Origin of the sequence: Bacillus sp. ms-22, assembly GCF_009759805.1 — a bacterium.
In the GTDB taxonomy this organism is placed as follows: domain Bacteria; phylum Bacillota; class Bacilli; order Bacillales; family Bacillaceae; genus Bacillus; species Bacillus xiamenensis.
This window is the reverse complement of record NZ_CP046653.1, coordinates 3,449,345-3,467,965: the sequence shown is the minus strand read 5'-3', so window position 1 is coordinate 3,467,965 and position 18,621 is coordinate 3,449,345. Positions and strand designations below refer to the sequence as shown.

The 18,621-nt window shown below is 43.7% G+C and carries 18 protein-coding genes; 14 read left to right on the top strand and 4 right to left on the bottom strand.

Annotation, left to right across the window (positions count from 1 at the left end; all coding sequences use genetic code 11):
• Positions 1–26 precede the first annotated feature (26 nt).
• The 9 genes from GPA07_RS17790 to GPA07_RS17750 all read left to right on the top strand — a co-directional run bounded on the left by GPA07_RS17790 (position 27) and on the right by GPA07_RS17750 (position 10,134).
• A complete protein-coding gene (locus GPA07_RS17790) occupies positions 27–623 on the top strand; it encodes a DUF1989 domain-containing protein (protein ID WP_157293083.1) in 597 nt (198 codons plus the stop codon).
• 196 nt (positions 624–819) lie between these two features.
• On the top strand, positions 820–1,641 hold the full coding sequence (nadE, locus tag GPA07_RS17785; protein ID WP_071168125.1) for an ammonia-dependent NAD(+) synthetase: 822 nt from the start codon (positions 820–822) through the stop codon (positions 1,639–1,641).
• A 532-nt stretch (positions 1,642–2,173) separates the two neighbouring features.
• Positions 2,174–3,031: a citryl-CoA lyase gene (locus GPA07_RS17780; protein ID WP_083381096.1), complete on the top strand. Its 858-nt coding sequence runs from the start codon at positions 2,174–2,176 to the stop codon at positions 3,029–3,031.
• A complete protein-coding gene (locus GPA07_RS17775; RefSeq protein WP_157293082.1) occupies positions 3,028–4,461 on the top strand; it encodes an aldehyde dehydrogenase family protein in 1,434 nt (477 codons plus the stop codon). The genes GPA07_RS17780 and GPA07_RS17775 overlap by 4 nt, the downstream gene beginning before the upstream one ends.
• A gap of 10 nt (positions 4,462–4,471) precedes the next feature.
• Positions 4,472–5,245, top strand: a complete 774-nt coding sequence (gene aroD / locus GPA07_RS17770; protein WP_034739890.1) for a type I 3-dehydroquinate dehydratase — start codon at positions 4,472–4,474, stop codon at positions 5,243–5,245.
• A 38-nt stretch (positions 5,246–5,283) separates the two neighbouring features.
• Complete coding sequence (locus GPA07_RS17765) at positions 5,284–7,044, top strand: thiamine pyrophosphate-binding protein (RefSeq protein WP_008361544.1); 1,761 nt, start codon at positions 5,284–5,286, stop codon at positions 7,042–7,044.
• A 23-nt stretch (positions 7,045–7,067) separates the two neighbouring features.
• Positions 7,068–7,448 carry a cupin domain-containing protein gene (locus GPA07_RS17760; RefSeq protein ID WP_008361546.1) on the top strand — a complete coding sequence of 127 codons (381 nt, stop codon included), beginning with the start codon at positions 7,068–7,070 and terminating at the stop codon, positions 7,446–7,448.
• 124 nt (positions 7,449–7,572) lie between these two features.
• On the top strand, positions 7,573–8,775 hold the full coding sequence (locus GPA07_RS17755; protein WP_008361548.1) for a CaiB/BaiF CoA transferase family protein: 1,203 nt from the start codon (positions 7,573–7,575) through the stop codon (positions 8,773–8,775).
• A gap of 45 nt (positions 8,776–8,820) precedes the next feature.
• Entirely contained in the window at positions 8,821–10,134 is a 1,314-nt protein-coding gene (locus GPA07_RS17750; protein ID WP_008361550.1) for an MFS transporter, read from the top strand.
• Positions 10,135–10,180: 46 nt separating this feature from the next.
• On the opposite strand, the gene GPA07_RS17745 is transcribed toward GPA07_RS17750, so the two are convergent.
• Complete coding sequence (locus GPA07_RS17745) at positions 10,181–11,542, bottom strand: hypothetical protein (protein WP_008361552.1); 1,362 nt, start codon at positions 11,540–11,542, stop codon at positions 10,181–10,183.
• Positions 11,543–11,693: 151 nt separating this feature from the next.
• Between GPA07_RS17745 and GPA07_RS17740 the strand changes: the two genes are divergently transcribed.
• Positions 11,694–12,467 carry an IclR family transcriptional regulator gene (locus GPA07_RS17740; protein WP_008361553.1) on the top strand — a complete coding sequence of 258 codons (774 nt, stop codon included), beginning with the start codon at positions 11,694–11,696 and terminating at the stop codon, positions 12,465–12,467.
• 85 nt (positions 12,468–12,552) lie between these two features.
• Positions 12,553–13,110, top strand: a complete 558-nt coding sequence (locus GPA07_RS17735) for a shikimate kinase (protein WP_071168121.1) — start codon at positions 12,553–12,555, stop codon at positions 13,108–13,110.
• 122 nt (positions 13,111–13,232) lie between these two features.
• Here GPA07_RS17735 and GPA07_RS17730 read toward each other — a convergent pair whose 3' ends face one another.
• The gene (locus GPA07_RS17730) at positions 13,233–14,006 is read right to left on the bottom strand and encodes a class I SAM-dependent methyltransferase (protein WP_008361557.1); all 774 of its coding nucleotides are present in this window, start codon (positions 14,004–14,006) and stop codon (positions 13,233–13,235) included.
• 119 nt (positions 14,007–14,125) lie between these two features.
• Here GPA07_RS17730 and GPA07_RS17725 point away from each other — a divergent pair, with 119 nt between their 5' ends.
• Complete coding sequence (locus tag GPA07_RS17725) at positions 14,126–15,043, top strand: LysR family transcriptional regulator (RefSeq protein ID WP_008361558.1); 918 nt, start codon at positions 14,126–14,128, stop codon at positions 15,041–15,043.
• A 244-nt stretch (positions 15,044–15,287) separates the two neighbouring features.
• On the opposite strand, the gene GPA07_RS17720 is transcribed toward GPA07_RS17725, so the two are convergent.
• Positions 15,288–16,073 (bottom strand): carbon-nitrogen family hydrolase, encoded by a 786-nt coding sequence (locus GPA07_RS17720; RefSeq protein WP_157293081.1) that lies wholly within the window; start codon positions 16,071–16,073, stop codon positions 15,288–15,290.
• Between the two features lie 267 nt (positions 16,074–16,340).
• Here GPA07_RS17720 and GPA07_RS17715 point away from each other — a divergent pair, with 267 nt between their 5' ends.
• Positions 16,341–17,297 carry an acetylxylan esterase gene (locus GPA07_RS17715; RefSeq protein ID WP_157293080.1) on the top strand — a complete coding sequence of 319 codons (957 nt, stop codon included), beginning with the start codon at positions 16,341–16,343 and terminating at the stop codon, positions 17,295–17,297.
• A gap of 38 nt (positions 17,298–17,335) precedes the next feature.
• Here the strand turns inward: GPA07_RS17715 and GPA07_RS17710 are convergent, their stop codons facing one another.
• Positions 17,336–17,650, bottom strand: coding sequence for a hypothetical protein (locus tag GPA07_RS17710; protein WP_008359470.1), 315 nt, complete (start codon positions 17,648–17,650; stop codon positions 17,336–17,338).
• Between the two features lie 92 nt (positions 17,651–17,742).
• Between GPA07_RS17710 and GPA07_RS17705 the strand changes: the two genes are divergently transcribed.
• Positions 17,743–18,513, top strand: coding sequence for a nucleotidyltransferase domain-containing protein (locus GPA07_RS17705; RefSeq protein ID WP_232532174.1), 771 nt, complete (start codon positions 17,743–17,745; stop codon positions 18,511–18,513).
• Positions 18,514–18,621 lie beyond the last annotated feature (108 nt).

The following is an 18,621-nucleotide window of genomic DNA, read 5'->3' as shown; positions in this document are numbered from 1 at the left end:
ACTGTCATGGAAAGGGAGTGCATGTGATGAACGGAGAATACGTGATTTTCCCAAAGGATGGACAAGGCTTTCGTTTAGGAAAAGGCCAATGTATGCGAGTGGTTGATGTCGAAGGTCAGCAAGTAGCAGATGTGATGGCGTATCATGAGAAGGATTTTTATGAAAGATTTGATCAGGGCGCAACAATGGACAGCCTGTTCTCTTCCAAGGTGAAAAAGGGAGATAAGCTTTATTCTAATTTATATAAACCGATGTTTACGGTCATTGAAGATACAGTGGAATGTCATGATTTATATATGCCTGCCTGCCGGCAAGAAATGTATCAGCTCTTATATGGCCGGACGCACCTAGAGGTCATGCATACTTGCTATGATAATCTGCGGACGGCCTTTGAGCCATTTGGTATTCCGAAGGAGGATATGTATTATCCTTTTAACGTCTTTATGAATACAGTCATTGATGAAAAAGGAAAGCTGTCTGTGGAGATGCCAAAATCGCTACCTGGTGATTACATTTGCCTGCGTGCAGAAATGGATCTCATTGTCGCGGTGTCCGCCTGCCCTGCTGACATTGGGAAGTGTAACGGTTCAAGTTGTACATCCATACGGGTGGAAATTGATTAAAAAGGACAGACCAGTTATAAAAGACTTGGTCTCTTTCCTTTGTGAATGTTTGATCATTTAAGAAAAAGGGGAACGTCTAAAAAATATCCTTTATGAAAACATGGTATAATAAGGTGTCTAAAATCGTTGTCAAACCAAATGAATTGAGAGTAAAACCTGTTCTCTTCATGTAGAGGATGCTTAGGAGGAAAAGTGTATGAGTTTGCAGAAAAAGATCAGCCAAGAGTTGCATGTGCAGCCCTCAATTGACCCAAAGCAGGAGATCGAAAAACGGGTTGGATTTCTAAAGGATTACTTGAAAAAGACTGGTGCAAAAGGATTCGTCCTCGGCATTAGCGGTGGGCAGGATTCAACGCTTGCAGGCCGCCTCGCTCAGCTGGCAGTAGAAGAGCTGCGCCAAGAGGGAAAAGAAGATGCCGTCTTTATTGCGGTGCGTCTCCCGCATGGCACGCAGCAGGATGAAGACGATGCGCAGCTGGCTCTATCATTTATTCAGCCGGACAAGTCTTGGAAATATGATATAGCGCCTGCCGTGACGGCATTTAGTGATCAATATCAAAAGGAAACAGGCGGCCCGCTGTCTGATTTTAATAAAGGCAATGTCAAAGCACGCATGAGAATGATTGCACAGTATGCGGTCGGTGGACAGGAAGGCTTACTTGTCATTGGGACAGATCATGCTGCTGAAGCTGTGACTGGCTTCTTCACAAAGTATGGTGATGGCGGTGCAGATGTTTTGCCGCTCACAGGTCTGACAAAACGCCAAGGCCGGTCTTTGCTGGAAGCTCTTCAAGCACCTGAACGTCTATACTTAAAGAAACCAACAGCCGACCTGCTGGATGAAAAACCTCAGCAAACGGATGAAACAGAACTTGGTATTACGTACAATGAAATTGATGATTACTTAGAAGGAAAACCTGTTTCAGCTCAAGCAGCAGAAGCGATTGAAAAGCGCTATGTACAATCAGAACATAAACGCCAAGTACCGGCTTCAATGTTTGATGACTGGTGGAAATAAAAAAGAATCCTCTCCAGAAATGGAGAGGATTTCAGCGTGTAGACAAACCCTCGCATTCTTTGTCAGTCCTGCGTGCCGGTGCTCACGAATGTCAAATTCGCTCCGCTCCGCTCCGGTACTCGTCCTTCCTAGACTGCAAAGGTTTTCTATCACGCTGAAAAGAAGACAAAGGGCTAAAATAAAGATCATTTTAGCCCTTTGTCAACAATCTGGAATCCTCTCCAGAAATGGAGAGGATTTTTTATGTGGAAATTTCATCTGAATTTGACAGGCGGAATGAAAAATGGTTCAGTAAATTAGTAGAACGATCTACATAAGTCTGTTTGACTAAATAAAGGATAATGGAATAAAAAATGGGTGGAATAATTAGTTCGATTCACTTAATTTCTGACCAAATGACAGTATTTTCAGAAAAAATGATTGACGATAAAAACGAATGCGCTTACAATAAAGTCACATTCCAAAAAGTGAAATCAAATTCCACTGTATGGAATAAAAGGAGTGGTTCATCTCCAAATAAGAGGCTAAAGGAATGATTCACACAATGAAAAATCGAAGTGCGCTGGAAATATACAAAGAAGGAGGCGCTTGGTGGGAGACGGAGATTAGTCATATTGAGAAAAATTCAATTGAGCTTCGAGGGTATCCAATTGAAGAGCTTATTGGTGAATTGTCGTATCCGCAAATGCTCTATTTACTGCTTGTTGGTGAATTACTGGATGATTCGAAAGCGGCTCTTTTTGAAAGTGTTCTTGTCGCAGGTGCGGACCATGGACCAAGAGCACCGTCTATTGCAGCGGCCAGAATGGCAGTTACGTGCGGCATTTCGTTTAATTCCTCTGTTGCAACAGGGGTGAATCTATTAGGTGATATTCATGGCGGAGCCGGTGAAAAGGCGATGCGTATGTTATACGAGGCCAAAGCGGTCTACGATGATCACAAGGATATCAAGTCTGCTGCAAAGCAAGTGTGTCAGACGTGGTTAGCCCGCAAGGAAAAAATTCCAGGAATCGGTCACCAGCTGCATGATGATGATCCGAGGGTGAGACGGTTATATGAGCTAAGTCAGTCATATGTGCAGCAAGGTCATATCAGTGGAACATATTTACGGTTAGCCGAGGCCATTAGGCATGAACTTGAACAACTAAAAGGGAAAAAAATAACGATGAACATAGATGGTGTATCTGCTGCGATTCAATGTGAATTAAGCATTCCAGCTGGAGCGGCAAAAGGCATCTTTTCCTTATCGAGAGGAATGGGCATCGTGGCGCATGCATATGAAGAGCTGACAAAAGGAGCCCTCGTGAAAGGCCCTTGTCCAAATGAAGAAAAACTGGTTCGTTATGCGGGGGTTGGAACGCGTCACTTGAAGGAGGGTGAGAGAATTTGAGTAAATTGAAAGCGTTATCATATATAAACGGCGAATGGCTGGATGCAAATCATGTCAAAGAAGACATCATCAATCCATACTCTGGGGAGATCATCGGTGCATCCTATCTAGCATCATCAGAAGATATTGAACAGGCACTTTCTATTGCACAGCAAGCTAAAAAACAAATAGCAGGGATGTCGGCATTAGAACGCTCAACGCTGCTAACAAAAGCAGCCACCTTGCTGGAAGAACAAAAAGAGCATTTTGCAAAACTCATTTCTTTAGAATTAGGCAAACCGCTTAAAAATACAAGAGATGAAGTCTCACGATCAATTGAAACGATGGCGCTGTCAGCCCAAGAAGCCAATCGATTAATAGGTGAGACCATTCCTGGCAATGTATCTTCCCGTGGACAGGAAGCCATGGCGATGACATTTAAAGTGCCGGTTGGAGTTGTGCTGGCGATTACCCCTTTTAATGCACCACTCAACTTAATTTGTCACAAAGTCGGTCCAGCCTTTGCGGCAGGGAATGCCATTATTTTAAAGCCGGCACCGCAAACATCAGCTGTTGCCACAGCGTTTGTTAAACTGCTGATCGAAGCAGGATTTCCTGAGAAAGCCCTCCAGCTTGTGATTGGGGGAGTAGATGCAGGGAGACAGTTAGTCACTGATGAAAGAACCAATCTGATCTCTTTTACCGGTGGAGCGGCTGGCGGAGAGCATATTTCAAACTCTGCTGGATTAAAAAAAGTTCTGCTGGAGCTTGGAGGAAATGGAGCGACGATTGTTCATCATGATGCAGATATTGAGAAAGCCGCATCTCTTTGTGCAAAGACGGGCTTTAGCAACTCTGGTCAAAGCTGTATTTCTGTACAAAGAATTTATGTCCACAAGCACATTTTGCCGTCATTTATTGAATCATTAAAACAAAAAGTGGAGCAACTTGTCGTTGGAGATCCGCTGTCTAATGAGAGTGATATTGGCTGTATGGTGGATGTACAAGCAGCGAAGCGTGTTGAGGCTTGGATACAAGAGGCAGAGAAAATGGGTGCTCAGCTTTTATCTGGAGGATTAAGAAAGGGAGCAAGCATCACACCAGCTATTTTGCTGAATCCGCCGAAACAAGCCAAGGTCGTCTGTGAAGAAGTGTTTGGTCCAGTTGTCTGCGTTCTCCCGTACGAGGAGCTGAATGAGGCCATCAAAGAAGCAAACGATAGTCGATATGGTCTGCAAGCAGGCATCTTTACGAACCAGATGGATGTTGCGTTACACGCAGCAAAAGAGCTTGAAACTGGCGGCGTTGTAATCAATGGGACATCGAATTTTAGACTTGATCACTGGCCATATGGCGGAATTAAGCGAAGTGGTATTGGAAGAGAAGGGCCGCGTTTCGCCATCGAAGAGATGACCGAAACCAAAATGGTCGTGCTTCCAAATGGCCTATGAAAAGGAGCAGATGGATGTGAATGCATTTCAGCACAAGCTAAAAGACGTGCAGGCAGTCAGTCAGCCGATGATTTGTACACCGCTAATAGGACAAACAAAGGAAGAATTGTTTCATGAGGTCGAGGTGTTAGTCGAGAAGAAGCCGGATGTGATTGAGTGGCGAGCGGATTTTTTCACACACCTCAATGACAAGGAACAAGTAATAGAAACCCTTAAAGGAATGGTAGAAAAGGCAAATAAAATCCCATTTTTATTTACCATCCGCTCTGAAAAGGAGGGTGGTGAAAGCATATCACTCTCAGAAGAGGAGAAGGTGTCTCTGCTTGTCGAGCTTTGTTCCACTCAGCTTGTGGACGCGATTGATTATGAGTTGATGCATGATGTGACACATATGCAGCAAGTCAGTCAGGCGGCTAAAAGGAATGGGATCACCTTGATTGTATCGTATCACGATTTCCATCGTACCCCTGAGGTGGATCGCCTTGTACAAATATTCACCAATGCAGAATCAGTCGGCGCCGACATCGCAAAGATCGCTGTCATGCCGCATTCGTATGAGGATGCATTAAAGCTGCTTTCGGCGACCAACTATGCGCAAAAACGACTGTCGATTCCAGTCATTTCGATGGCGATGGGAGAGCATGGGGCCTTCACCAGAATGGTTGGTGGACTGTTTGGGTCTGTCATGACCTTTGCCGTGGGGAAAGAAAGTTCAGCTCCCGGACAAGTAGCGATTCAAGATTTGAATACCGTTCTATCTGTTGTGTTTTCAAAGAATAAGTGAGTAGCAGATTCATAGCTGCACCGTGAGAGGAGAGAAACATGAAGAAGAATATTTCTACACAGGTCATTCAGTATTTAGAAAATCGGGGAGTCGAGCATATTTTCGGTCTCTGTGGCCATACGAATATTGCTTTTTTATCAGCACTTGAAAAAAGCCGTATTCAATTTGTGAATGTCAGACATGAACAGATAGCGGCACATGCAGCAGACGGTTATGCACGAGCAAAGAAACAGACGGCTGTTGTTCTCAGTCATTTAGGTCCTGGACTCACCAATGCGGCAACAGGTGTCGCAAATGCAGCACTTGATTCCATTCCAATGGTTGTCATTGCAGGGGATGTCCCAAGTCATTACTACGGAAAGCACCCACACCAAGAAATCAATCTTCATTCCGATGCTTCTCAATACGAAATTTATAGACCGTTTGTGAAAAGGGCATGGCGTGTCGACATTCCAGAATTATTTCCAGAGATATTATCAAAAGCATTTCAGTTAGCTGAAAGCGGACGTCCCGGTCCTGTGCTGATTTCTGTTCCGATGGATGTGTTCTCAAAAGACTTAGATGTGTCCCTATTTGAACAAATCGAGCATCATACACACACCATTGAAAAACCTTCCATTGATGATCATACAGCAAATCGTATATTAGATCGATTGCTGCAGGCGGAAAAACCGCTCTTATATGTAGGGGGAGGCATTTTACTAGCAGATGCTGCGGAAGAGTTAAAGACATTCTCTGACCATTTGAGCATCCCTGTTGCCCATTCTTTGATGGGGAAAGGGGCGATGCCGGATGATCATCCAATGACCTTGGGGATGACAGGTTTTTGGGGAACAAAATTTATCAATGATCAGTGTAAAGAGGCGGACTATATATTGGCTTTAGGCACTCGCTTTGCTGAAGCGGATGCAAGTTCGTGGGAATCGGAGTATACGTTTAATTTCTCATCAACCAAGCTCATTCATATTGACATTGATCCGAATGAAATTGGACGAAACTATCCTGTTGAAATTGGGGCTGTAGCAGATCTCAAGCAGGCGCTGACCGTACTAAATCGTGTGGCGAAAGAAAGACTGCCAGAAGGTCTGGATCGACCTGAATTGAAAAAAGAAATTGCGGCATACCGTGATGAATTTCAAAAGAGCAATCTGACGAATATTCAAGACGAGTCCTTCCCAATGAAGCCGCAGCGTATTTTGCAGGAAGTGCGGGAAATATTGCCGCCAGATGCCTTCATTACAACAGATGTTGGCTGGAATAAAAATGGAGTGGGGCAGCAATTTCCTGTGTTGACACCAGGGACGATTTTAACGCCAGGTGGTTTTGCGACGATGGGATTTGGAGCTCCCGCCGCACTTGGAGCAAAGATTGCTCAGCCTGACCGTGTCGTTGTGTCACTCGTCGGTGATGGCGGATTCGGTCAAAATCCATCCGTTCTCGCAACAGCCATGGAAGAAAACATTCCTGTTGTATGGATTGTGATGAACAACAGTGCGTTTGGGACAATCGCCGGCTTGCAAATGGCGCACTATGAAACGACATACGGCACTGTTTTTAGAAAAGATGGAGAAAGTTATTCTCCTGATTTTGCGGCCATTGCAAGAGGTTATGGGATGAAGGGGATCAAAATCACTGCCGCTTCTGAATTCAAAGAAGCATTGGCTGAAGCAATTGCATCTCAAGAACCATGCGTCATTGATGTAGCAATGAAAAATGATCCTGTGCCGACCGATGGACATTGGAATATTAATGATATTTATTCACCAAATACAAAACGCTCACATGTCAGTGTGAATTAAACAGAACTAGGGAGGAATAAACAATGAAAATTAAAGTATTGAACCCGTTTAAAGATGGAAATCCACTATGGTTAGGTTTAGATCATCCAGAAGAGCAAATGATTCGAAAGGTGTTTCAAACCATTACACCAGATACTGTAGGATCGGAGCATATGATGGCAGGTCTTACTATTTTTGAGCCAGGAGAAGCAAGTTCGGTGCACAATCATCCAGGATCAGAGGAATTTGATTACGTGATTAAAGGATCTGGCGAAGTCATTTGCGATGGAGAAAAACAGTCCTTTAAGCAAAATGATTTTATGTTTATTCCAGACGGTGTCTCGCATCAGCATGTGAATACAGGGGATGAACCGTTATGGCTCATCTGGCTCTATACACCGCAAGGGCAGCTTCCGAAGGACTAAAAATCTGACCCCGTGAGCTCACCTTTCTAATCACCTAGGGCTTCTGGGTCACTCAAAAAGAAGACAAGGGCTAAAATAAGAAGCATTTTAGCCCTTTATCACTTGAATGAAAGGGAGTCAAGCAATGAATAAGAATACACCGCTTGAAGGAATCAAAATATTAGACGTCTCTACAATGATTGCTGCACCCTATGGCGCGGTGCTTCTAGGCGATTTTGGTGCGGAGGTGATCAAAGTTGAGATTCCTGGAAAAGGGGATACACTGCGGCATGTCGGTCCTTTTGCGGATGGTGAACCGCTGAGATGGTCAGGTCTCTCAAGGAATAAGAAATCACTTACACTGGATCTGCACAAAGAAGAAGCAAAAGACATTTTTAAAAAGCTTGCAGCGCAGGTTGATGTCATTATTGAAAATTTTCGTCCAGGAACACTTGAAAAATGGGACGTTGGGTACGATGTATTAAAGGAAATCAACCCTCGTTTAATTATGATTCGAGTATCGGGCTATGGGCAGACCGGCCCGTTTAAGGATAAGGCTGGGTTTGGAACACCTGCGACGGCGTTTAGCGGCTTTACATATATTCAAGGGTTTCCAGATCGACATCCAGTCAGCCCTTCCTTTTCCCTCACGGATTACATTGCAGGAATCTATGTGGCGTTTGCTACTGTGACAGCGATGTATTACCGGGATACGCATCCAGAAGGAACGGGGCAAATGGTGGATTTGGCACTCTATGAATCTGTGTTCCGTATGCTAGAATTCTTGATTGCAGAATATGATAAGCTTGGAAAGGTGCGTGAGCGTTCACCAGGTCTAAGTGGTCATTCAAGTCCTGCCGGCACTTACGAAACAAAGGACGGGCATTATTTGGTCCTTGTGACGAGTACGGATTCGACCTTCAATCGTTTGGCAGAGGCGATGAATCGGTTAGATTTACTAGAGAATGAGAAATTCTCTGTGAATGCAGCCCGGCTGAAACATAACGATGAAATGGATGCTATCGTCTCTCAATGGATTGCGTCTAAAACAAGGGATGAGGTATTAGCCATTCTAGATAAACACGGCGTGCCTGTGAGTCCGATCCTGAGCATTCGGGATATCTTTGAGCATCCGCAATTTAAAGCACGAGAGAATATTGTCGAGGTGCATCACCCTCGTCTTGGCAAAGTGAAAGTACCTGGCATCATTCCGAAGTTTGAAAAAACACCTGGTCGTATCCGGCATATTGCGCCTGATTTAGGTGAACATAATTATGAGATTTTAACGAAAATGCTTGGCTTAACAGAAGAAGAATGTAAACAGTTAGAAGAAAAAGGGGTCATTTAAGACGCTCAACCGATCCGCACGATGCGGAAACAAAGGAGGATGGTTATGAAAGTGCATTCAGAACTGAAGGGGAACGAATTGCAGCCCAATTATATGAAACCAACGAAAGCCCGTTTTGGTATATTGATTCTGTTGTTTTTTATTACCGCTATTAATTATATTGATCGAGCCAGTGTGTCCATTGTTGCACCTGCTATTCAATCTTCATTGCAATTAAATCCTGCTTTATTAGGATTAATCTTTTCGGCATTTAGCTGGACATATACCGCGATGCAAATACCAGGCGGTTTTATTCTCGATAAATTTGGCTCAAAGGTAACATATGGGATATCACTTATTACTTGGTCTATTTTCACAGGTTTACAGGCGTTTGCGAACAGTTTTGCCTTTTTATTCGGCTGCCGTTTGTTTATTGGGATTACAGAATCCCCTGCATTTCCTGCGAATAACCGCATTGTGACAACATGGTTTCCAAGACGAGAACGGGCATTTGCTACAGGTGTTTATACCGCTGGAGAGTATGTGGGTCTTGCATTTGCGACACCTCTTCTTTTTTGGATCATGACGACTTTCGACTGGAGAACCGTCTTTATTACTGCAGGTGCGCTCGGTATCATATTTGCTTTCTTTTGGTACAAGTATTATCACGAACCGAAGGAACATCCGAAGGTTAATGAAGATGAGTTAGAATTGATCCGTCAAGGCGAAGGGCTGACAGTAGCATCACAGGAGAAGCTGAAATGGGCAGACTTTGCCGCTCTTTTAAAATATCGTAAATTGATCGGACTCTATATTGGTCAATTTTCTGTTGCGTCCACTCTCTTTTTCTTTTTAACATGGTTTCCGACCTATTTAGCAGAAGCGAAAAATATGGCGTTTCTTAAGGTAGGTTTTGCCGCATCTCTTCCATACATCGCAGCATTCTTTGGGGTACTGTTTGGTGGTTATGTTTCTGACTGGCTGCTCAAGAGGGGTGTCTCGGTCAATGTGGCGAGAAAGCTGCCCGTTGTGGTCGGCTTGCTTCTGACAAGTACGATTGTTTTGGCGAATTTTACAACGAGTATTCCACTTGTGCTGACCATTTTATCCATCGCCTCCTTCGCACAAGGGCTGTCAAATATCTCATGGACCATGCTGTCTGAGGTGGCTCCGAGAGAGATGGTTGGACTGGCTGGCGGCGTATTTAACTTTTTTGCTAATTTATCCGGCATCATCACGCCGCTGATTATCGGTCTCATTGTATCAGCGACAGGCTCATACAACGGCGGTATTTTATTTGTCAGCCTGGTAGCATTAGGCGGGGCGATGTCGTACATCTTTATCGTAGGTAAGATTGAACGCATTCAATTAAAACCATAATGACAAACATAAAGAGAACTCATCCTAGATAGATGAGTTCTCTTTTCTATGAATAAAAGATCATGGTGATGACTGTTGCACATGCGATGCCCATACTGATATAAAAGCCGGCAAACCAGATATTCCAACGAGTGATACGGTAAGGATTGACCTTCATCAAATCGGCTAATAGGGAGACCGAAACATTAAATGGACTAAACATAACAGTTGATGTTCCAGCGATAATGAGCATGATGGCAATAGGAAGGGCAGGCAGTTCATGGATGACAGGTGCCAGCATGCTCACTAACAAAGCGAGTGAGACGAGCGGGTGAAAACCGCAAAGAGCGGTGATCAGAAAATACAACCCAATGACACAATAAACCCAGATGGCATGGTCTGATATACTGACAATAAATGCTTGAATCGGCTGCATACTGTTTGTGGCGAGCAGCATATCGACAAAGAAACCAGCACTTAAAAATAGACACATATAATTGGAGAGCTGACGGGTTCGCTCCTTCCAATGAGGAACAGAGACAGCGACATATTGTTTCCGTTTTTTGATGACCGTTGAAAAGAGTAAAGCAAATGGAATAATCGTCAGCACAACAGCGAATAAATAACCTTTTCCAATCCAGGCATCGACAAGCGAGACGACTGTGATAAAACTTAGCAGCATGAAAGCGAGCTGAAGGGTTTTTCGCTTGATTCTCTTAGGATTGGTATGCGTTTCTTCTGAATGGATGATGTTTGGCAATCGCTTGCTTTGACGAGAAAAGAGCAGCCAATCCGTCAACAGCACAACCACCATTAAACAAAAGGTAACGGGTGCAATTTGATAATATTTCAATTGGGTGGCATCAATGGTGACACTCACCAGCACTTCAACAGGACTCCAGCTTAGACAGAGCGCATATGACCTTAAGAGGTTTCGCGTATAAAGCTGCTGTTTAACTTTCTCTTTCAGGGCGTCCAGCGACGGTTTCAAGGATGTATATAGCAAGGGAATGGTTGCGATATTTAAAAACATGCCAAGAATATGAGTGACGAACGAACTCTTGCGATAAAGCTGATTTGTACTCGTTGTATGCAGGGTAAGCAGTTTATTTAATTGTGTATCGAAATGTCCAACATGTATGAGAGAATGAATAAATGGCAGCATGAAAAATAAAGAAAGCAAGCCTAGCATGGAATGAAAATGAAGAAAAAACGTGTGAAAAGGCTGGTCAGACAAGAAGAATAATACCAAGCCAATTAAGAGAAACATAGCACCTGTTTTTAAATAAAGCCCATTAGCCTTCTTAAACGAAATGGTGAGCGAAGCAGCAGCCAGCAGACCAACAATATAGGAAAGTATGGGAGCAGGAAACAGTTGATGAACGATGTATAAGCTAATAAGAAGTGTATAAATGAATAGGTATATCATGATATCTATATCTCCTCCATCAAAAACCATCTATTTATCTTATTCCGTCTAATGGAATTTGTTTTCTTTTAATGGAACATTTAAAATGGATTATAGCAAAATTGCTCATTCATGTCGATAAGAAATCAAAAGGGAAAAGGAGAAAGTAAACATGGCTGATAAGAAGGTAAAAGAAGAATCAGGACTGCGTACTGTTCAGCGCGCTCTGGATATTCTTTATTGTTTTAGCGAAGAACGTCAAGAGCTGACGCTAACGGACATTTCAAAAGAGATGAATTTAGCAATGTCTACTACGACGAGACTGCTCAAGGCACTTGAAATGAATCATTTTGTAGAAAAGAATCAAGATACACTGAAGTATCGGCTCGGTCAAAGACTGTATCTTCTCGGTTACATTGCTGGGAAGTCCATCAAATTGAGAGAACTGGCAAAGCCGCTGATGTACACACTTCGTGACGAAACAAAGGAAACCGTCAACTTGTACGTGCTGGATCAGACAAGCAGGGTATGTATTGAACAAGCGGAAGGCCTTCAATCTATTCGTCATCTTGTCAAGATCGGCGAGAAGCTACCGTTATACGCAGGTGCCGGCGGAAAGGTACTGCTTGCCTTCCAAAGTGAAGAATTTCAGCAACAAGTGTTTGCATCTGAGGCTGATCACGTGACGAGGGAGGACTGGCAAAAGGAATGTGCGCATATTCTGAAGACATATACTGCTAGCAGTATTGATGAACGGGAGGTCGGATCTGCGGCAGTGGCGGCACCGATCTTTAACATTCATGGCGAGGTGAAGGCATGTTTATCCATCTCTGGACCTACCCATCGATTTACCGAGGACGTCATTCCTCAGCTGCAACAAAAAGTGAAGGAGCATGCCCAGAAGCTCTCCGAACAGCTCGGTTACGTCGTCAAACACAATTTTTAAGAATGCCTATCTTTTCACAGCCCATTTATCATATAATAGAAACATTATGTAGCATTCCTTGTCGTAAGGAGGACGTGTCACGAACATGAAAAACAATAGAGAAATCCCTGTGAGACAGCGAAATATTGTCCTCATTGGCTTTATGGGTGTTGGGAAAACAACCATTGGACAGATGGTTGCCAAAAAGTTATATAGAGATTTTATTGATGTCGATCAGGAGATTGAAAAAAAGTACAACATGACGATTCCAGAAATGTTTCAGCAAAAGGGAGAAGCTTTCTTCAGGCAGGCTGAAAAGGAATATATCGTCGATTTATGTGAACATACTCAGCTGAAGATCGTGTCCCTAGGGGGCGGTGCGTTCAAACAGGAAGAAATCAAACGAGCCTGCTTGAAGCATTGTACGGTTCTTTTCCTTGATTTATCTTGGGAGAATTGGAAGCAGCGGTTGGATATTTTAATCGAAAACCGTCCTGTTCTTCATAACCGCACGATTGACGAGATGAAAGAGCTGTTTGAAGAACGCCGGGAAATTTATGCCCTTCATAACTCAAGAGTTGAAACAGATCATCTAGAGGCAGAGGAAGTCGCCAATTATATTGTCGACACACTTAAACTTGGCTGGGATTTATACTCGAAATAAAAAGTCTACCGTTTAGGGGACGGGACTGACCCCATAAGATGAGACAGATCAAAAACACCTTCAAGTTTGAAAACGGATCGTTGTGATCCGAAATAAAACATGGAGGTGTTTTTTCTATAGCATCACTGTTTGATTCCTTGCAGGAGTGCGGCTTTTAAGCAGAGGGAGGTGGGCTGATGATATTCATCGAATTGAAGTTGAAACAGCTGTTTCGTTTCAGGGTCTGCGGCTTGAAGATGGGAAACGATCTCCTTTTGAACACTCTCTGGTGTACGTCCACGCTTGATCCAGTCCTGATAATCAATCTGCAGGTCCCAGTAGTGAATATCTTCTTTAGTCAGATGGTTGTCAGCGAACAGCTCTTTCCATTCTGATAGCGAGCTTTCACGAACATGAGAAGGGTCCCTCAATCGGTTTAAGTGGTTAATAAATTCATCCTGTGCTCGGTTTTCAGGTGCATAATGGTCTACAAGAAGAAATTTGCCGCCTTTTTTTAAGACACGGCTGATTTCAGACATAGACGCTCGGAGGTTTGGAAAGTGGTGAGCAGCAAATCGGCATGTCACGAGGTCAAATGATGCTTCTGAGAAAGGCAATGCTTCTGCTCCTGCCTGCTGAAACGTAATATGGTCCAAATGGCGTTCTTTTGCTAGTGCTTCTGCCACCTCGATCATTTTGTGCGTGACATCAATGCCAATTCCTTTAGAGATGATGTCTGAAAAGGAAAAAACGGTATGCCCTGCCCCGCTGCCGATATCAAGTAAATGCTCATGACCTTTCGTATTTGCTATCACTTTCATCCATTCTAGCTCTTCTCCTGCTGCAAATATGGGTGAATCTCGGTAGTTCTCTGCATTTTGTGAGAATTGTGTCTCGGCCTTAGAATATGGATTCATTCCTTTTCCCCCTTTTTGTTGTCTACTTTATCGTAGAATTCTTCCGGTTATTTGTCTAAGACATAAAAGATATGATATGAATAGATAAAACCTATGAGGTGAGAAAAGTGGATATACGAATGATGGAATATGTCATTGAAGTGTACCGCCAGCAAAGTTTCACAAAAGCGGCGGAAAACCTTCATATTGCCCAGCCTTCTTTAAGTCAACAAATTAAAAAGCTGGAAGAGAAATTAGACACGCCGTTATTTATTCGGAAGTACGGACAAGTGACCCCAACACCTCAAGGAACTCGATTGATCAAAAGAGCTGAGAACATTTTGAAGGAACGTAATGATTTGCTGCGTGAGATGGAGGAAGCATCTTATGAGGTAGGGAAAGAACTGATGATCGGAGCACCTGCTGTCACAGGAGGATATGTCCTGCCGGGTGTATTAAAAACCTTCTGTAAAACATATCCCCATGTACACGTTCATTTGATAGAAGAATCACCTCGTGAGCTAGAAAGGCTTTTGCTGGCTGGGAAATTGGATTTGGCTATTTTATCTCTGCCTGTCGAGCACGAACAATTGAAAACGAAACAAATGCTGACAGAGCCGCTCCTTCTCGCAGTTCCGCAAGCTGCCGAACCTTGGTTAGGCAAGGAATTGAACGACATCATCCATCAAGCTGACCAGAAAGGAATCGGTGGTGAAGCCGTTCCGTTTCACCTTCTTGAAGGCGTCCCATTCATTATGCTGAAGGAGGGGTATGGCTTTCGGAAAGTGGTCACAGAACTGTGTCGTCATCATGGCTTTCGGCCAAGGATTGCATTTGAAACCAGTCATATTCAAACGGCTCAGGCCTTGGTTAAAAACGAACTAGGCGTGACGGTTGTGCCGAAAATGGTGGCAAAAGAGGAAAGAGGCCAAGTGATCTACTTACCAATTGAGTCATGTCCAACCCGCACGCTTGTGTTTGCATATGTGGAAGAAAGGTATGTAACGAAAGCCGCTCAAGCATTAATGGACCTTTATCAGAGTAGAGGAGAAGCTTAAACAAACGTTTAATCAAACACAAAAAGCAGGGGAGCGCCCTGCTTTAAGATTGTGGACAAGGGGCTAAAATGATCTTTATTTTAGCCCTTTGTCTTCTTTTCAGCGTGACCTGAAAACCTTTGCAGTCTAGGAAGGACGAGTACCGGAGCGGAGCGAATTTAAGATTCGTGAGCACCGGCACGCAGGACTGACAAAGAATGCGAGGGTTTGTCTACACGCTGAAAGCAGGGGAGCACCCTGCTTTCTAATATAAGTCCAGACGCTGATCTGTCATGACAGGAATTTGTTGTCTCACTTCATCTACCAGCTGAAGATCAATATCTGCATAATAGATGTCTTCGTCATCATTTGTCTCAAGCAGTATACGGCCGAGCGGGTCTATCACCATGGAGTGTCCAGGGAATTCAGTGTCTCTGCTTGTGCCCGTCCGGTTGACCGCAATTATAAATGACTGGTTCTCAATGGCTCTTGCGATGAGCAGGCTGCGCCAATGGTCGACTCTGGCTGACGGCCATTGGGCGGTATTGATGAGCACCTTTGCCCCTTTGTTTACAAGTGTTCTGGAAAGCTGCGGGAAGCGGAGGTCATAGCAGATCATGGCACCGATCTTTATATGTTCATCATAGTCAAATAAACCGAGCTGATCACCAGCGGTTAAATAGTTGTGCTCATCCATTAAGCGGAATAAATGAATTTTATCATAATCTAATACACGATCACCTTGGCGGTTAAACACATACATCGTGTTAGTGATGTCTTGATTTTCAGTACGCTTATTCAATACACTTCCTGCGATGAGATACACTTGATGCTTTCGGGCAAAGTTAGAGAAGAGCTGTTTTGTGCGTTCTCCGTTTACGTCGGCAAGCTGCTCCGCCTGTTCCAGCGCATATCCGGTATTCCACATTTCGGGTAAAATGATCAGGTCAGGCTGTTGGCGGATCGCTTCTTCTAAAAACGCTTCTGCTTTCTTAAAGTTCACATCAGGCTCTCCAATTTGAACGTCCATTTGGATAAGGGCGATTTTCATGACGGTTCCTCCTTAATTTGTTTGCATGCAAAGTAAAAATCCATGAATGCTCCACTTCATGAATGGATGGATAGATAGACTGATTCTGCCTGAGAGCGTCTAGGCTTCAAGTCAGTTTCTTTATCATAAAGGTTTATACCATCTTTGCCAATAGAAATGTCAGAAGGTTTCGTCTATATTAGTAGAAGAGAGTGAAAATCGCTTTCTTAGGAAAGAAATCAGTGATATGATACATATAACTAATAAAACAAAGGGGAATAGTAGGATATGCAATTGTTCGATTTACCACTAGAAGAGCTAAAAGAATATAAACCAAAGAAAACAGCACGCCCTGATTTCTCTCACTTTTGGAAAACGTCGCTTGAAGAACTGCGTCAAGTGGAAGCAGAAGTAACCCTTGAACCTTACGACTATCCTGTAAAAGGGGTCAAAGTATACCGCCTGACGTATCAAAGCTTTGGACAATCTCGTGTTGAAGGCTGGTATGCCGTACCTGATCAAACGGGTCCGCATCCTGCGCTCATTCGATTTCATGGCTATAACGGAAGCTATGACGGCGGTATTCATGACATTGTCAACTGGGCGCTGCATGGCTATGCGACATTCGGTATGCTTGTCCGCGGTCAAGGCGGCAGTGAAGATACGTCAGTAACACCAGGCGGTCAAGCATTGGGGTGGATGACAAAAGGCATTTTATCGAAGGATACCTACTATTATCGCGGTGTTTATTTAGACGCGGTTCGTGCACTTGAAGTCATTCAGTCCTTCCCTGAAGTGGATGAACACCGTATCGGCGTCATCGGCGGAAGTCAGGGGGGTGCATTAGCGATCGCCGCCGCAGCCCTTTCAGACATTCCGAAGGTCGTTGTGGCTGATTACCCTTATTTATCAAATTTTGAGCGTGCAGTCGATGTAGCCTTAGAGCAGCCTTATTTAGAAATCAATTCATACTTCCGAAGAAACAGTGATCCAGAAGCCGAAGAAAAGGTATTTGAGACATTAAGCTATTTTGATTTAATCAATTTAGCCGGATGGGTGAAACAGCCCACATTGATGGCGATCGGCCTGATTGATAGAGTAACTCCGCCATCTACTGTGTTTGCGGCATACAATCACTTAGAAACAGATAAAGAGCTGAAGGTGTACCGATATTTTGGTCACGAATTTATCCCGGCTTTTCAAACGGAGAAGCTGTCCTTTTTACAAAAGCATTTGCTGATCTAAAAGAACAAAGAGGCCGCTCAAGCTGAGGGCCTCTTTGTTTAATAACTCGTGTTCTGTCTTGTTTTTTCATCAGGCACTAATGCAGTAATGATGAGGACAAGAGCTGTGATGATATGAAGGATGAATCCGAGAATCGGAATCCAGGCGAGGCAGGATGTCACAATTCCGATGATACTCCCAATCATTGGTCCTTGGTCTCGCTTCGATAAGACGAGTGTGATAATATGCAGAATAAGCATGACCATGAGCGGTGTATAGCCATTGCTGATAACAAATAGTCCTCCAATCACTGGGATGGCAAGGCAGGCTTCAAAAATTCCAGTTATCCATTTCATGATGCGAGATATAGACATGAGGTCCAACTCCTTTTTCATATATGTCTTATTCGTATTTTCCCAAAAGGTGAAGAAGTCATGCAGAATTCTATAGAAAGAGTTGATCGATGTTGAGAGAGAGAATCAAGGCAGAGTTGAAAATCATCGAAGAAACATATCACGTAAAGATTTGTCTCGCTGTTGAATCGGGCAGCAGGGCATGGGGATTTCCTTCAACTGACAGTGATTATGATGTTCGGTTTATCTATGTTCCTCGGAAGGAATGGTATTGGTCGATGGAAGAACATCGTGATGTGATCGAGCTGCCCATTGACGATGCGCTTGATATTAGCGGCTGGGAGCTGCGAAAGGCGCTGCGTTTATTCAATCAATCGAATCCATCCATTATCGAATGGCTGTCTTCTGACATCATCTATGCTGAATCCTTCTCTTTGGCCAAGCAGCTGAGAGAATTAAAAGATCGAGCCTTTTATCCAGCAGCATTGATGTATCATTACCTCAATATGGCGAAGCGAAATGAAAGCCGGCATTTACGAGGAGAGCAGGTGCGAATTAAGAAATATTTCTATGTGCTTCGTCCGCTGCTTGCCTGTCAATGGATTGAACGCTACCGGACGGTTCCGCCTATGGACTTTCATGAACTGCTCAAGGAGCTTGTGGAGGATGGACCACTTTTAGCTGAAATTCATGAGCTGCTCAAACGCAAAATGGACGGAGAAGAAATGGATTTAGAGGACCGCCTTGTGCATGTCCACCCATTTATCGACAAAGAGCTAGCTCGTTTTCATGAATTGGTGAAAAGCTACAATCAGCCGAAAGACGATCTCACTGAAGAATTAAATGAGTTATTGCAGTCTACCCTTGATGAGGTGTGGGCGTAAGCGTGGAAGAGCCAGCCGGTTAGCGGCAGGCTCTTTTTGATCTCGTATTGTGATAAAACCACAAAAAAAGTCAGAATTTTTGTCATCTTCAAATATTGTAGCGGACAG

Excerpts from the sequence above, each read along its gene's own strand:
- GPA07_RS17790 (WP_157293083.1), top strand. The coding sequence starts at position 27 with ATGAACGGAGAATACGTGATTTTCCCAAAGGATGGACAAGGCTTTCGT.
- nadE (WP_071168125.1), top strand. The coding sequence starts at position 820 with ATGAGTTTGCAGAAAAAGATCAGCCAAGAGTTGCATGTGCAGCCCTCA.
- GPA07_RS17780 (WP_083381096.1), top strand. The coding sequence starts at position 2,174 with ATGATTCACACAATGAAAAATCGAAGTGCGCTGGAAATATACAAAGAA.
- aroD (WP_034739890.1), top strand. The coding sequence starts at position 4,472 with ATGGATGTGAATGCATTTCAGCACAAGCTAAAAGACGTGCAGGCAGTC.
- GPA07_RS17765 (WP_008361544.1), top strand. The coding sequence starts at position 5,284 with ATGAAGAAGAATATTTCTACACAGGTCATTCAGTATTTAGAAAATCGG.
- GPA07_RS17760 (WP_008361546.1), top strand. The coding sequence starts at position 7,068 with ATGAAAATTAAAGTATTGAACCCGTTTAAAGATGGAAATCCACTATGG.
- GPA07_RS17755 (WP_008361548.1), top strand. The coding sequence starts at position 7,573 with ATGAATAAGAATACACCGCTTGAAGGAATCAAAATATTAGACGTCTCT.
- GPA07_RS17750 (WP_008361550.1), top strand. The coding sequence starts at position 8,821 with ATGAAAGTGCATTCAGAACTGAAGGGGAACGAATTGCAGCCCAATTAT.
- GPA07_RS17745 (WP_008361552.1), bottom strand. The coding sequence starts at position 11,542 with ATGATATACCTATTCATTTATACACTTCTTATTAGCTTATACATCGTT.
- GPA07_RS17740 (WP_008361553.1), top strand. The coding sequence starts at position 11,694 with ATGGCTGATAAGAAGGTAAAAGAAGAATCAGGACTGCGTACTGTTCAG.
- GPA07_RS17735 (WP_071168121.1), top strand. The coding sequence starts at position 12,553 with ATGAAAAACAATAGAGAAATCCCTGTGAGACAGCGAAATATTGTCCTC.
- GPA07_RS17730 (WP_008361557.1), bottom strand. The coding sequence starts at position 14,006 with ATGAATCCATATTCTAAGGCCGAGACACAATTCTCACAAAATGCAGAG.
- GPA07_RS17725 (WP_008361558.1), top strand. The coding sequence starts at position 14,126 with ATGATGGAATATGTCATTGAAGTGTACCGCCAGCAAAGTTTCACAAAA.
- GPA07_RS17720 (WP_157293081.1), bottom strand. The coding sequence starts at position 16,073 with ATGAAAATCGCCCTTATCCAAATGGACGTTCAAATTGGAGAGCCTGAT.
- GPA07_RS17715 (WP_157293080.1), top strand. The coding sequence starts at position 16,341 with ATGCAATTGTTCGATTTACCACTAGAAGAGCTAAAAGAATATAAACCA.
- GPA07_RS17710 (WP_008359470.1), bottom strand. The coding sequence starts at position 17,650 with ATGTCTATATCTCGCATCATGAAATGGATAACTGGAATTTTTGAAGCC.